The sequence below is a fragment of the Rathayibacter sp. PhB127 genome (assembly GCF_003751665.1).
GTDB lineage: Bacteria > Actinomycetota > Actinomycetes > Actinomycetales > Microbacteriaceae > Rathayibacter > Rathayibacter festucae.
This window is the reverse complement of sequence record NZ_RKHW01000002.1, coordinates 528,472-542,205: the sequence shown is the minus strand read 5'-3', so window position 1 is coordinate 542,205 and position 13,734 is coordinate 528,472. Positions and strand designations below refer to the sequence as shown.

Below are 13,734 nucleotides of genomic sequence, written 5' to 3'. Positions count from 1 at the left end.
TCCGGCGCGCGCACCCGCAGAGCCCCGGCCGACGGGCGAACCCGGACGTCGGGGCGCCGACGCCCGGAACGGCGCGGAATTCTCTGCTCGCGCTCCCAGCGGACGCTCCAGCAGCTCCCTGGCCATGTCCAGTTCGAGTCATCCTCGCTCTCCTGCATCCGTGTAGTCCGGAGGAGGACATCTCCCTAGGTTTCCCCTTGTCCGGACGCGGGGGGCTCCTCCGACGCACGGCTTCCGACCCCAGCCCTCGAAAGGGGAACCGTGCCCGAGAACTCCCTCTCCCGCCGCACTCTCGCCAAGACCGCTGCGTGGAGCGTCCCGGTCGTCGCCGTGGCGATGGCCACGCCCGCCGCCGCCGCGTCGAACGCGACCGTCGACATCGTCGTCTCGCGCGCCTGCCGGACGCTCACCATCGGCGGCGTCGTGCCGCGCTTCACCGTGTCCGCGGCGACCGGCAACATCCCCGCCGGCACGACCTTCACACTGACCAGCCCCCGCCTGGCCGATGTGGGCGTCTCGGCCACGGGTGCGACCGTCGGCGTGCTCGTCAACAACACCATCACCTTCACCATCGCGACGGCGACCCCGTCGGCGATCATCGACATCACCGGCGTCCTCGGCGTCTTCGCGGTGGCCGAGTTCCGGCTCTCCCTCGCCAGCGTCCCCGCCGGCTACACGGAGACCAACACGGGGAACAACGCCGCGGCCACCAACCTCACCGGTCTCTCCGCCTTCCCGCTGACCGGCTTCGTCGGGGTCTGCCTCCCGATCTAGGTCTCGATCACCTGAGCGGGGCGACCTCGGTCGTTCCCGGTGATCGCACCACCACGGAAGCGCCAGGACCGGTTCGGGGTCCTGGCGCTTCTGCGTTCCCGGACGCGCTCGCGCCGTCGTTCCCGTCCTCGGGGCTTCCCCCTGCCTCCCGCGCGGCCCTAGGCTCGCGCCACCCGGTACGAACCGATGGAGGCGCGATCATGACGGCGACCAGCGAGAAGACGGCACCTCCCGAGCTCAAGCGGGTCCTCGGCCCCAAGCTCCTCCTCCTCTTCGTGGTGGGGGACATCCTCGGCACCGGCATCTACGCGCTGACCGGGCAGGTCGCCTCGGAGGTGGGCGGTGCCGCCTGGCTGCCGTTCGTGATCGCCTTCGTCGTCGCGACGCTCACCGCCTGCTCCTACCTCGAGCTGGTGACCAAGTTCCCGCAGGCCGCCGGCGCCGCGCTCTACGCGCACAAGGCGTTCGGGATCCACTTCGTCACCTTCCTGGTCTGCTTCACCGTGATGGCGAGCGGGATCACCTCGGCCTCGGCCGCCTCCGGCGCGTTCGCCAGCAACTTCGCGATCGGCTTCGGCCTCGGCGACGGCGCGGGCACGCGGCTGAGCATCGCGCTGATCTTCATGGTCTGCATCGCGCTGGTGAATCTGCGCGGAGTCGCGGAGAGCGTCGGCCTCAACGTCGTGCTCACCCTGATCGAGCTGTCGGGCCTGCTGCTGGTGATCTTCGTCTGCTTCTTCGCGGTCTTCGGCGGCCAGGCCGACTTCTCCCGGGTCGTCGCGTTCGAGACCCCGGAGGACAAGTCGCTCCTGCTCGCGATCAGCACCGCCACCTCGCTGGCCTTCTTCGCGATGGTCGGCTTCGAGGACTCGGTCAACATGGCCGAGGAGACCAAGGATCCGAGCCGCATCTTCCCGAAGGTGATGCTGACCGGTCTCGGCATCACCGCCGTCGTCTACGTGCTGGTCTCGACGCTCGCCGTCGCGATCGTGCCGATCGGCGAGCTGGCCGGCAACGACACCCCGCTCGTGACGGTCGTGGAGACCGCCGCGCCGGACTTCCCGATCTCGACGCTGCTGCCCTTCATCTCCCTCTTCGCCGTCGCGAACAGCGCGCTGATCAACATGATGATGGCCAGCCGACTGCTCTACGGGATGAGCAAGCAGGGCGTGCTGCCGCCGTTCCTGAAGAACGTGCTGGCCGGCCGACGGACGCCGTGGGCGGCGATCCTGTTCACCACCGTCCTCGCGCTGCTGCTCACCGCGTACGTGTCGCGCGACCCCTCCGACCCGATCGCGGTCCTGCTCGGCGGCACCACGTCGCTGCTGCTGCTCGCGGTCTTCGCGGTGGTGAACGTCGCGGTGCTCGTGCTGCGGCGCCAGCCGGTCGACCACGAGCACTTCCGGACGCCGACGGTGCTGCCGGTGCTCGGCGCGATCGCCTGCCTCTACCTGGTGCTGCCGATCACCTCCGGCCGCGACATCGCGCAGTACGAGATCGCGGGCGTCCTGCTCGTGATCGGCGTGCTGCTCTGGTTCGCGACCTTCATCGACCGGCGCGTGCGCGGCTACGCCCGCTCGGCGGTCGTCGACCCGGAGGAGTTCGACGCGGACCCGGCCGACGAGCCGGCGCCGGGATCGAAGCGCTAGGGCTCGCCCGGGCCGGCGTCCGGCAGTCGCCGGCTCCTACCCTCGACCTTTCTCGGTCGACGGGTAGAATCACGGGGAACGAAGGGGGCCCTCGATGGTGACGAAGACCGCAGAGCGCGTCGCAGCGGCACCCTCCGGAGTGCGTCGCCAACGGATCGAGACCGCTGTCCACTCGGCGGCGATGGAGGGTCTCGCGGTCACGGAGGAGTGGCGCGAGGACGCGGCCGACTACGTCGCGGGAGAGATCGACGAATCCGAGCTCGTCGAGCGCACGCGCGCTCGGTACGGCCTCGTCTGACCTCGATACGGCCTCGTCCGACGTGGGTCCGTACATCGATCCCGACACGGGTCTGCTGCGCAACCTCGTCGGGTGTCGAACGAAGGTCGACCTCGATTCCGCCGAGGCCGACCTTTCGTCTTCCCGCCTCGCCGAGCTGCTCGCGAGACCTCCGCAGCCGACGGGAGATCTCGATGAGCTGATGGCGATCCATCGACAGCTGTTCCAGGACGTCTACCCATGGGCCGGTCGGCTGCGCACGATTGACATGGCGAAGAACATCGCCGGCGCCGCCCACTTCCAGGCGGCGTCCGCTGTCCCGACCGGCGTCGGGTGGGTCGCTCTGCAGCTCCGCGACGCGGACATGCTCCGCGGCCTCGAACGCGGTCCCTTCATCGAGAAGCTCTCCGAGCTCTACGACGCGCTGAACTACGCGCATCCGTTCCGCGAGGGCAACGGACGTACGCAGCGCGTCTTCTGGACGCGTATCGCCCGAGACGCCGGATGGGAGCTCGACTGGAGCAGGACGACAGGCGCCGTCAATGACGACGCGTGCCGCGCCGCGATGGAGCAGTCCGATCTGGCGCCGATGCTGGCCATGTTCGAGAGCATCACCCGGCCGGTCGATCACTCGGAGTCGCCGGGTCGATCCGGCTCGTCGCGGCGTCTGTCGTTCCCCTCCGCGCCGTCCGCAGTCACGGCCGCACGCGCGCTCGTCGAGGGTGGACCACCCGCGCCGCTGCCGAGACGCCGCGCCAGGGGTCACCGGCCGCCGGACGCGCGTCGCTGACGGGAGCTGTGCCCGGCTGCGCACGGGTCTGCTCTCGACGATCACCCGGTACATCTGGGGAAGCCCTGCTGATCGAGTCGCCGGCGGAGCGAGCCTCTCGAGATCCACTCGCGTCAGGAGACGAGTCTGCAGACCGTTCTGTTGGATGACGGTGGGTCTCGATACGCCCCTGCGGGGCTACTCGACCAGCATGAAGAGGGGCGCCGCGCGTCCGTTCCCCATGCTGATCGAGTAGCCCGCGGAGCGGGTGTATCGAGATCCGCCAGCACCAGAAGGACGAGTCTGCAGACCTGCCCTCGTGACGATGGTGGGTCTCGATACACCCCTGGCGGGGCTACTCGACCAGCAGGAGGAGGGGCGGCGGTCCTCTCCCTCACTACCTGTTCCAGGACGAAGGTGGCTGGTGCTGCCGATGGTCGTCTCCGCGCCTCTCCGGCCGCGCACAGCCGGGCCATCGTCCGGGCATAGCGCGCTCATAGGAAACTCCTGATACTGGGGAGACATGAGCACCCCGGCCCCCTCGAAGCATCTCGCCTCCGCGCAGCGCACCCGCCTCAAGCGAGCGGACGGCACGCCGATCCGCGTCCTCGTCGTCGACGACGAGAGCACCCTCACCGATCTGCTGCAGATGGCGCTGCGCTACGAGGGCTGGGAGGTGCGCACCGCCGCCGAGGGCCGCTCCGCGATCACGATCACCCGCGAGTTCCGCCCCGACGTCATCGTGCTCGACGTGATGCTGCCGGACATCGACGGGCTGCAGGTGCTCCAGCGGATCCGCGCGGACGGCAGCGAGACCCCGGTCCTCTTCCTCACCGCGAAGGACGCGCTCGACGACCGGATCGCCGGGCTCACCGCCGGTGGCGACGACTACGTCACCAAGCCGTTCTCCCTCGAGGAGCTCGTCGCCCGGATGCGCGGGCTCATCCGCCGCTCCACCCTGCTCGCCAACGACGCCGACGACCCCGAGGTCGTGGTGGGCGACCTCGTCCTCAACGAGGACAGCCACGAGGTGCGCCGGGCCGGCACCGACATCGAGCTGACCGCGACCGAGTTCGAGCTGCTGCGCTTCCTGATGCGGAACCCCCGCCGCGTGCTGAGCAAGGCGCAGATCCTCGACCGCGTCTGGTCCTACGACTTCGGCGGCAAGTCGAGTGTCGTCGAGATCTACATCTCCTACCTCCGCAAGAAGATCGACGCGGGGCGCTCGCCCATGATCCACACGGTCCGCGGCGCCGGCTACCTGCTGAAGCCCGCCGAGCAGTGACGACCGGGGGCGGGCGGCTGCGGCCGACACTCGGCGATTTCGCGACCCGGTCGGCACTGCGCCGCTCGAACGCGTCCCGACGCGCGCCCTGGACGCTGCGGCGCCGGATGGTCGTCGCCGTCGTCGCGCTGGTCGCGGTGATCGCGGGGATCGTCGGGACGGTCAGCGTGCTGTCGCTGCGCGGCATCCTCTACGACAACGCGGAGACGCAGCTCTCGGAGTCGCTGGACCGGCTGGCCGGCTTCGACGGACCGGGCCAGTTCGCCGGCTCCAGCGCGATCGAGCGCGCGACCACCTGCCCGAGCGGCGACTTCGCTGGGCGGCCGAACCAGGACACCCAGACGATCACGGCGGTGCTCGGGGCGTCCGGCGCCTACACCGGCGCGTACATCGACAGCTCCGGGGCCTGCCGGGAGTTCGCCGACCCGGCCGACTCCGTGCTGGCCGCCGCGGTCGCCGACGCCGGTGACGCGACCACCCTCGATCTCGGCGACGCCCTCGGCCAGTACCGCGCAGAGGCGCGCGTGATCGACGGCTCGGTCGTGATCGTCGGAGTGCCCCTCGGCGAGGCCGAGGACACGCTCCGGACCCTCACCACGGTCGTGGTCGTCGTCGTCCTGCTCGCGATGCTGCTGGTCGCCCTGATCGCGACCGCGATCATCCGGGTGGCGCTGCGGCCGCTCGAGCGGGTGGAGGCGACGGCGACCCGCGTCGCCGAGCTGCCGCTCGAGCGCGGCGAGGTCGAGCTGATCGAGCGGGTGCCGGAGGAGGACGCCGACGTCCGCACCGAGGTGGGCCGGGTGGGTGCCGCCTTCAACCGCATGCTCGACCACGTCGGCGGTGCTCTGGAGTCGCGCCAGGCCAGCGAGAACAAGGTCCGGCAGTTCGTGGCCGACGCCTCGCACGAGCTGCGCACGCCGCTCGCGGCGATCCGCGGCTACGCCGAGCTGCCCCGCCGCGGCGACGTCGAGCTGTCGGAGTCGGCGAGCTACTCGCTCGACCGGATCGAGTCGGCCGCCACCCGGATGACCTCGCTGGTCGAGGACCTCCTCCTGCTCGCGCGCCTCGACGAGGGCCGCGATCTCGAGAAGGAGCCGGTCGACCTGACGATGGTGCTGATCGAGGCCGTGTCCGACGCCCACGTCGCCGGACCGGACCACGAGTGGGACCTCGACCTGCCGGAGGAGCCGATCGAGATCCGCGGCGACGGCTTCCGGCTGCACCAGGTGGTCGCGAACCTGCTGCGGAACGCCACCGTGCACACGCCGCCGGGCACGCGCGTCGTCGCGGCGCTCGCCGAGTGCCGCGACGAGCGCGGCCGGCCGATCGCGGTGGTGACGGTCACCGACTCCGGTCCGGGGATCGACGAGGCGCTGGTGCCGGTGCTGTTCGAGCGCTTCGCCCGCGGCGACTCCTCGCGGGCGCGGACCACCGGGTCGACCGGGCTGGGCCTGGCGATCGTGGCGGCCGTCGTCGACGCGCACGGCGGGCGGGTGCTGGTCGAGTCGGAGCCGGGGCGCACCAGCTTCCGGGTGGAGCTGCCCGCGGGCTGACGCGCGATCTGCAGGCGATGCCGTCCGGAACACGCTCTCCTCCGCGGGGGAGTGCCGCGCGGTGGCCGGATCGCCTGCAGATCGAACCGCTGTCGTCAGACCTCGACGCCCAGGCGGCGGCGCGCCTCGTCGAGCGTGCGCACCACCTGCACCGTCTCGTCCAGCGGATGCACCGGCGACTCGGTGCGCCCCTCCGCCACGTACTGCGCGAGGTGCACGGCCTCCCACGCGAGGCCCTCGCCGCCCTGCAGTCCGGTCTCATCCCGCCACGAGGCGCTCTCGGCGCCGCGGGTCAGGGTGACGCCGCTCGGTGTCCAGAACGACGGGTGCACGTCGATCCGTCCCTCGCTGCCCGCCACACTCGCCGCGTGCAGGGTGTCGGCAAGCACGGTCGACGTCGCGACCGACTGGATCCCGTGCGCGTGCCGGCCGACGATCGTCGCCATCGCGTCCACTCCGGTCGAGGTCAGCGCGCCGGCGACGACGGTGCTCTGCGGCGCCCCGGCCACCATCGAGACGAAGGACGAGGCGTAGACGCCCACGTCGAGGAGTCCGCCGCCCGCGAGCGCCGGATCGAAGATGCGGCTGGCCGGGTCGAACGCGAACGCCGCGCCGAAGTCGGCGGACACCAGCGCGGGAGCGCCGACCGCGCCGTCCGCGAGGAGCTGCCGCACCACGTCCATCTGCGGCAGGTAGCGCATCCACATCGCCTCCATCGCGAAGACGCCGGCGTCGCGCGCCGCGTGCGCGATCATCTCGGCTTCGCCCGCCGTGGTGGCGAACGGCTTCTCGATGAGGACGTGCTTGCCCGCGGCGATCGCGCGCAGGGCCTGGCGCGCGTGCTCCGAGTTCGGCGAGGCGATGTAGACGACGTCGACCTCGGGGTCGTTCACGACCGCGTCGGAGCCGACCGAGGCGCGCTCGATGCCGAAGCGCCGGGCGAACTCGTCGGCGCGCTCCTGCGAGCGCGAGCCGACCGCGACCACGCGCTGCCGGGTGTGCTTCTGCAGCGCGGCGACGAAGGTGCCGGCGATCGAGCCGGGGGCGAGGACTCCCCAGCGCAGCACCGGGGAGTCGAGGAGCGAGGGGAGCCGGGGCTCGGGAAGCGTCAGTGCCATCCCGCCACGCTATTCCCTCCTCCTGGGCGGCGCCGAGCCCCCACCGCGCAGGCCCGGAGCTGCTGAGTCGCCCGAGAAGGCTCGTTCTCGGCGTGGAGAACGAGCCCTCCCGGGCGACTCAGCGGGCTTCAGCGGAGTGCAGCGGGCCTCAGTCGACCGCGGTCATCGCCGCTCCGAAGCCGCGCAGCCGGGCGACCGTCAGGGTGCCGATCGGCTGCGGGGCGCCCTCCGGCGAGAGGACGAACGCGTTCCGGGCGACGTAGAGAGCGCCGTTGCGCAGCTCGATCGCCGCGGGCGAGACGACCGCGAGCCCGGTGATCGGCGTCGAGGTGCGCGGCAGGATCAGCGCCACGCGTCCCGTGCCCTCCGGGCCGCCGAACAGCTCGGTCACCACGACGGTGCCGGTGACGCGGTCGACCGCGAGGCCGGTCGCGCTCAGCAGGCCGGTGGCCACCGTGCGGATCTCGCCGGTCGCCGGATTCACCCGCACCACGGAGCCGCGGGCGCCGAGGCTGGCGTCCTCCGGTCCGCCGGGCAGCGTCGACACGTACAGCCAGCCGCCGGGGCCGACCTCGACGTCGGTCGGGACGGGCTCGAACGAGTAGCGGTAGCCAGCGGTGCAGGCCGGGAAGCCGAAGGCCGCCGCCTGCTCCGCCGTGATCGTGATCGGCGCCGTGGTCGGCAGCACCGCCAGGGTCGAGACGACGCCGTTCGGCGTCACCTTCAGGATCGCGTTGCCCGCCGCGTCGGCGACGTAGACACCGGCGCTGGTCGCTGCCGACGCGTAGGGGTGCACGTCGATCCGGCCGGTGTAGGAGGCGGGTCCGGCGACCTCCGGGTCCACCTGGGCGGCGCACTCGGCGGGCAGGCCGAGGAAGCCGTAGCTGTTGCCCGCGTCGGGGTTCGCGCTCGCCTCGTACGCGCCGAGGTCGGCGACGGTCGTCGGCGTTCCGCCGCCGGTCGGCACGGACCGCAGCAGCGCCTTGCCCTCCTCCTGGACGCCCTCGCTGTAGTAGACGGTGGAGCCGCGGACCGAGACGGCCCCGATCTCGGTTCCGGGCGCGCCGACCAGGGTCGAGGTCGCGCCGGAGGGAGCGACCTTCGTCAGCATGCCGGCGAAGTTCTGCGCGACGTAGGCGGTGCCGCCCGCATCGACGGCGAAGCTGAGCGGCGAGACGAGTCCGGTCGCTCGATCGGTGACGGAGACGAAGGACAGCGGGGAGGGGGTGGCCTGGGCGACAGGGGCCGAGACGAGAGTCGTGACCGCGACGGCGGCGGCCGCGGTGAGGAAGAGGCGTTTGTTCACGAGGTGCTCCTTTGCACTCGGGGTGCGGGCAGAGCAGTGCTGCGGGTCGAACGATCCACGGCTCCGACCGCGGCGACGGGAATCGCCGATGCGCACACCGTAGGACCGCGGTGGCCAGGAGTCCATGGGGCGGACCCCCTCACGCGGCAGACCCGCGTGGTGACGCGGGTGTTCTGCGCCGGATCCTCCGCACCCCTAGGGTGTGAGAGCCCGCGCCGCCGCGGGCGGAGGAGGCGTCATGCCGGAGTGGTACACCCTCGGCGTCGTCGCCCTGGTCATCGTCGTGGTCGTCGTCGCGATCGTCCGCTACCGCTTCAATCCGGTGCTCGCGCTCGCCGTGGGCGCGGCGGCCATCGGGCTGCTCACCGGGCTCGGCCCCGTCGACACCGTCTCGACGATGACCCGCGGCTTCGGCGAGGTGATGATGGAGGCGGGCCTCCTCATCGGCTGGGGCGTCCTGATCGGCGCGATGCTCAACGAGATGGGCGCCGTCGTCCGCCTCGTCGAGGGGCTGCTGCGCGTCTTCGGCAAGCGCGGCATCCCGTACGCGCTCGGGCTCTCCTTCGCCACCTATCTGCAGACGATCTTCGTCGACGCCCTGATCGTCATCGCGGCGCCGCTCGCCCGGCGGATCGCGCCGCGGCTCGGCCCCGCCGGCACGGGCATCGTCGCCGTGACCTTCGCCGTCGGCCTCGAGATGGGCATCGTGATGATGGTGCCCGGCTTCGCGGCCGTGGCGCTCGCCGGGCTGCTCGGGGTGCCGCTCGGCGTGATGCTGCTGGGCGGCTTCGTGGTGGTCGCGCCGACCGTCGTGGTCACGATCCTGCTGATGTCGCTCGCCTTCCGCCTGGGCTTCTGGGATCCGGCGCGCGACGAGCAGCTCGTCGTGCGCGACGAGACCGCCGGGCTCGCGACGGTGCCGGCGGGGGAGCGGGCCGGGAGCGAGGCGATCGGATCCGGCTCGGAGGGATCCGGGCGGTCCTCGAGGGGCGGGTCCGCTCCGTCCGCCGACGCCGGCGACACCGCCGACGCACGCGACGCCGACGCCCCGCGTGAGCGCCCGCTGCTCCTGCTGTTCGCCCCGATGCTCCTCGCGCTGCTGCTCATCGCGGCGCAGGCCGTGCTCTCGGTCGCGGGTGCGGAGGTGCCGGTGCTGCAGTTCCTCGGCAACCCGGTGATCGCGCTGCTGCTCGCCGTGATCGCGACCGGCCTCGTCGGCCGCTGGGTCGCGGGCACGGCGCGGATGGAGAAGGCGGTCGCGAAGGGCTTCCAGGACGGCGGGCAGATCTTCCTGCTCACCGGCGTCGGCGGCGCGCTCGCGGCGGTGATCGCGGAGGGCGACCTCGGCGAGCTGCTCAAGGGCTACTTCTCGGCGAACGCCGCCGCGCCGCTGCTGCTGGTCTGGCTGATGGCGGCCGTGCTGCACATCGCCGTCGGCTCGGTCACCCTCTCGGCGATCACCGCCGCGGGCGTCGTGGCCCCGGTCGCCGCGACCCTCGGACTCGATCCGCTGCTGATCGCGCTCGCCGCCGGCTCCGGCGCGCTGTTCTGCATCCACGTCACCTCGAACACCTTCTGGCTGCTGCAGAGCTTCCTCGGCCAGTCCGTGCGCGGCGCCCTCAAGTCGGTGACGGTCGGCGTCTCCCTCGCCTCCGTCCTGGCCCTCGGCATGGTCCTCCTCCTCTCCCTCTTCCTGGGCTGATCCCCCGCGCGAGATGCCACTTGTGCACGCCTTTCACGGCGTGTCGCGTGCACAAGTGGCATCTCGCGGCGGGGGCCGGGCGTGACACGTGCCGGAAACACGGGTGGCCTAGGTTCCTGAGAGGGTTCACACGTTGCTCCGAGGTCGATGACGCAGGAGCGAGCGCGGAGCCTCGTCCGCGCCGACCTCCGACACGAAAGATCTCCGCTTGAGAACACGCACCGCCCTGACCTCCGGCTGCGCGGCCCTCGCGCTCGCCGCCGGCGGTCTGCTGATCGCGCCCGCCGCGACAGCGACCACCGCCGCGACACCGACCGCCGCCGCACCCTCCGCCTTCGAGCGGGTGGACCTCGTCCGCCCCGCCTCCGCGCCGATCGCCGAGCCCGCGAGCTACCCCTACCGAGAGGCCCTCACCGAAGTCGCGGTCGACCCGACCGACGCCTCGCTGACCCGCGGCGTCACGCCGTACGACCAGATCGCGCCGGCCCTGAACGACCTGGCCGCCCGCTCCGACCGCGTCTCGACCCAGGTGGTCGGGAAGTCGGGCCTCGGCCGCGACATCTACCTGGTCACCGTCACCGCTCCCGAGACCGCCGCCGAGACCGCGCGGCAGGCCGAGTGGCGCGACCACCTGAAGAACGAGCCGGAGGCGGCCGCCGCCGACGCCGAGCTGATGGCCGAGTACAAGGTGCCGACCTGGTTCAACGGCAACATCCACGGCAACGAGTGGGAGGGATCCGACGCGATCCTGAACTACATCGAGAAGGTGGCCACCGCCGAGGACGCCGAGACCGAGGCGCTCCTCGAGGGCAACCGCCTCTACTTCACCGTCACCAACAACCCCGACGGCCGGGCCCTCGGCCAGCGCGCCGTCGCGGCCGGCTACGACCCCAACCGCGACATGATCACCGGCGCGACCAACGAGGCGGCCGTCATCCGCGACCTCTCCAGCGTCCTGCAGCCGACCTACTTCATCGACATCCACGGCTACACCGGCATCCTCCAGGTCGAGCCCTGCGGCCCGCCGCACGGCGAGAACTACGAGTACGACCTGTTCCTGCCGCACGCCTACGCGACCGCGCTCGAGATCGAGCGCCGCGTCGTCGAGGCGGACGTGCCCGGCAACACCTACAAGGCCGCCGACGGCAGCGTCACGACCGAGAACACCGGTCAGATCCTGATCCCCTACCGCGATATACGCGCGGGCTGGGACGACTGGCCTCCGATCTTCGCGCCGCAGTACGTCGCCTTCCAGGGCGCGATCACCAACACGGTGGAGCTGCCGCTGGGCCGCACGGCCAATGAGACGCCCGAGGAGATCGCCGAGGGCCAGGCCAACGCGGACATCGACATCGAGGTCGCCGGGATCGTCATGGACGCCTCGGTCGACTACATCGAGGCCAACCGCGACGCCCTGCTGAGCAACCAGGTGCAGATCTTCGAGCGCGGCGTCACCGGTGCCCCGGCCGTCGAGATCCACGCCGACGTCGCCGCGTCGGACCTGCCGGCCGGCACGCCGACCGAGTGGACCGAGATCTGGGACGAGACCGACGTCTACACGACCGAGTACCCCCGCGCCTACGTCATCCCCGCCGGTGACGCGCAGCGCTCCTCCTCCGACGCCGAGACCCTCGTCGCGCAGCTGCTCGCGCACGGCGTCGAGGTCGATCGCACGACCACGGCGATGACCGCGGGCGGCACGACCTACGCCGCCGGCTCCTACGTCGTGGACATGCACCAGCCCGTCCGCGGCCTCGCGAACGTGCTGCTCGCCGACGGCACCGACATCTCCGACCGCGTGCCCGAGATGTACGACGTCTCGGCCTGGAGCCTCTCGCTGCTCTGGGGCGCCGACGTGATCCCGGTCGGCTCGACGCTCGACCCGATGCCCGCCGTCGAGCTCGAGCCGGTCACCGCGATCGCCCCGAGCGGCAGCGTCCCCGCCGACGCCGGCTACCTCGCCTTCGAGCCGCGCGGCGTGCTCGAGTACCAGGCGGTGAACGCGCTCCTGGGCGCCGGAGTCGCACTCGAGCAGTTCGCCGACGGCACGATCGCCCTGCGCGCCGACGCCGACGGCCTCGCCGCCGCGAAGGCCGCCGCCGCCGAGTTCGGCGTCGACTTCACGGCGACCACGGCCGAGCGGATCGAGGACGAGGACGGCACGGCGCTGTCCGCCGTCCGCGTCGCCTACTCCGGCTCGCACGAGGACCGCGACGCGCTGGCCAAGCTCGGCTTCGCCGACGCGGTCGCCGTCACGGCGGACACGCTCGCCTCGGGCGAGACCGTCCTGACCGACGCGGACGTGCTGCTCCTCGGCCGCGCGCTGTCCTTCACCCCGGAGCAGGCCGCGGGCCGCACCGCCGTCGAGGAGTTCCTCGCGGCGGGCGGCGACGTGGTCGGCCGCGGCGGAGCGGGAGCGGCGTTCGCGACCGACTTCGGCCTCGCGACGCTGACCGCACAGACCGGCACCAGCGGCTCGAACGGCATCGTCTCGGTCGAGACCCCGGCCGACGGGATCCTCGGCGACTACCCGCAGGACACCGCCTTCGTCTCGCCGGCGCTCTGGTTCGAGGGCTTCGACGCGTCCGTGACGGTGGAGCAGAGCTACGCCGCCGAGGACACCTTCGTCGCCGGGCACTGGGTCGCGTCCGAGGGGCAGTCCCGGAGCGACGCGGCCGGGCAGGCCTCGGCCGTCTCGTTCGCGACGGAGTCGGGCACCGAGGGCTTCCTCTTCGGCACCTCGCCGGTCTTCCGCAACCACCCGGTCGGCGCGTTCAGCGACGTCGCCCGGGCGCTGCTCGCCGTGGCGCCCGAGGGCGCGGCCGTCGAGCTGCCGGGGACGCCTGAGCCGACGGCGACGCCGACCGCGACTCCGACCGCTACTCCGGAGCCCACGGCGACTCCCGAGCCGACCGCGACCCCGGAGCCGACCGCGACTCCGGAGCCGACGGCAACCCCGGAGCCCACCGCGACTCCTGAGCCGACCGCGACCGCCGCGCCGACGGCCGCGCCCACCGCGGCTCCGGAGCCGACCGCCACGGCGACCGCGGCTCCCGTCGCGAAGCCGGGCACCGGCGGCCTCGCGTCGACCGGCGTCGAGACCGGCCCCTGGCTGCTGCTCTCGGGAGGTGCGCTCGTGCTCGGTCTCGGCGCCCTGCTGATCGCCCGCGGCCGCCGCGAGGTCGAGGAGGCGTAGCCTCCGCCGCGGGAGGGCCGGCGAGCACGATCCGCCGGCCCTCCCGCCTCGCCCTCCCCGCATCACATGCACCACCGCACCGACGCACCACCGCACCCGCACCAC

The 13,734-nt window shown here is 72.3% G+C and carries 10 protein-coding genes; 8 read left to right on the top strand and 2 right to left on the bottom strand.

What is annotated here, in order from left to right; genetic code table 11:
* The first annotated feature begins 261 nt into the window (after positions 1-261).
* From EDF22_RS12870 to EDF22_RS12845, 6 genes are all read left to right on the top strand, one after another.
* Entirely contained in the window at positions 262-774 is a 513-nt protein-coding gene (locus tag EDF22_RS12870) for a hypothetical protein (protein ID WP_123705285.1), read from the top strand.
* Positions 775-974: 200 nt separating this feature from the next.
* A complete protein-coding gene (locus tag EDF22_RS12865; RefSeq protein WP_123705284.1) occupies positions 975-2,423 on the top strand; it encodes an APC family permease in 1,449 nt (482 codons plus the stop codon).
* A gap of 94 nt (positions 2,424-2,517) precedes the next feature.
* Positions 2,518-2,721, top strand: coding sequence for an antitoxin VbhA family protein (locus tag EDF22_RS12860; protein ID WP_123705283.1), 204 nt, complete (start codon positions 2,518-2,520; stop codon positions 2,719-2,721).
* Positions 2,722-2,743: 22 nt separating this feature from the next.
* Complete coding sequence (locus EDF22_RS12855; RefSeq protein ID WP_123705282.1) at positions 2,744-3,490, top strand: Fic family protein; 747 nt, start codon at positions 2,744-2,746, stop codon at positions 3,488-3,490.
* A gap of 502 nt (positions 3,491-3,992) precedes the next feature.
* Positions 3,993-4,754, top strand: a complete 762-nt coding sequence (locus tag EDF22_RS12850) for a response regulator transcription factor (protein WP_123447806.1) — start codon at positions 3,993-3,995, stop codon at positions 4,752-4,754.
* Positions 4,751-6,307, top strand: coding sequence for a cell wall metabolism sensor histidine kinase WalK (locus EDF22_RS12845; protein ID WP_260303446.1), 1,557 nt, complete (start codon positions 4,751-4,753; stop codon positions 6,305-6,307). Before EDF22_RS12850 ends, EDF22_RS12845 begins: the two co-directional genes overlap by 4 nt.
* Before the next feature lie 95 nt (positions 6,308-6,402).
* Here EDF22_RS12845 and EDF22_RS12840 read toward each other — a convergent pair whose 3' ends face one another.
* Positions 6,403-7,425 (bottom strand): Gfo/Idh/MocA family protein, encoded by a 1,023-nt coding sequence (locus tag EDF22_RS12840; RefSeq protein WP_123705281.1) that lies wholly within the window; start codon positions 7,423-7,425, stop codon positions 6,403-6,405.
* Between the two features lie 148 nt (positions 7,426-7,573).
* Positions 7,574-8,731, bottom strand: a complete 1,158-nt coding sequence (locus tag EDF22_RS12835; RefSeq protein ID WP_185038909.1) for a ScyD/ScyE family protein — start codon at positions 8,729-8,731, stop codon at positions 7,574-7,576.
* Between the two features lie 238 nt (positions 8,732-8,969).
* Here EDF22_RS12835 and EDF22_RS12830 point away from each other — a divergent pair, with 238 nt between their 5' ends.
* Together EDF22_RS12830 and EDF22_RS12825 are read left to right on the top strand one after the other, a co-directional pair.
* Positions 8,970-10,433 (top strand): GntP family permease, encoded by a 1,464-nt coding sequence (locus tag EDF22_RS12830; protein ID WP_123705279.1) that lies wholly within the window; start codon positions 8,970-8,972, stop codon positions 10,431-10,433.
* A gap of 208 nt (positions 10,434-10,641) precedes the next feature.
* On the top strand, positions 10,642-13,629 hold the full coding sequence (locus tag EDF22_RS12825; RefSeq protein ID WP_123705278.1) for a M14 family zinc carboxypeptidase: 2,988 nt from the start codon (positions 10,642-10,644) through the stop codon (positions 13,627-13,629).
* The last annotated feature ends 105 nt before the right edge of the window (positions 13,630-13,734 follow it).

Excerpts from the sequence above, each read along its gene's own strand:
- EDF22_RS12865 (WP_123705284.1), top strand. The coding sequence starts at position 975 with ATGACGGCGACCAGCGAGAAGACGGCACCTCCCGAGCTCAAGCGGGTC.
- EDF22_RS12860 (WP_123705283.1), top strand. The coding sequence starts at position 2,518 with ATGGTGACGAAGACCGCAGAGCGCGTCGCAGCGGCACCCTCCGGAGTG.
- EDF22_RS12850 (WP_123447806.1), top strand. The coding sequence starts at position 3,993 with ATGAGCACCCCGGCCCCCTCGAAGCATCTCGCCTCCGCGCAGCGCACC.
- EDF22_RS12840 (WP_123705281.1), bottom strand. The coding sequence starts at position 7,425 with ATGGCACTGACGCTTCCCGAGCCCCGGCTCCCCTCGCTCCTCGACTCC.
- EDF22_RS12830 (WP_123705279.1), top strand. The coding sequence starts at position 8,970 with ATGCCGGAGTGGTACACCCTCGGCGTCGTCGCCCTGGTCATCGTCGTG.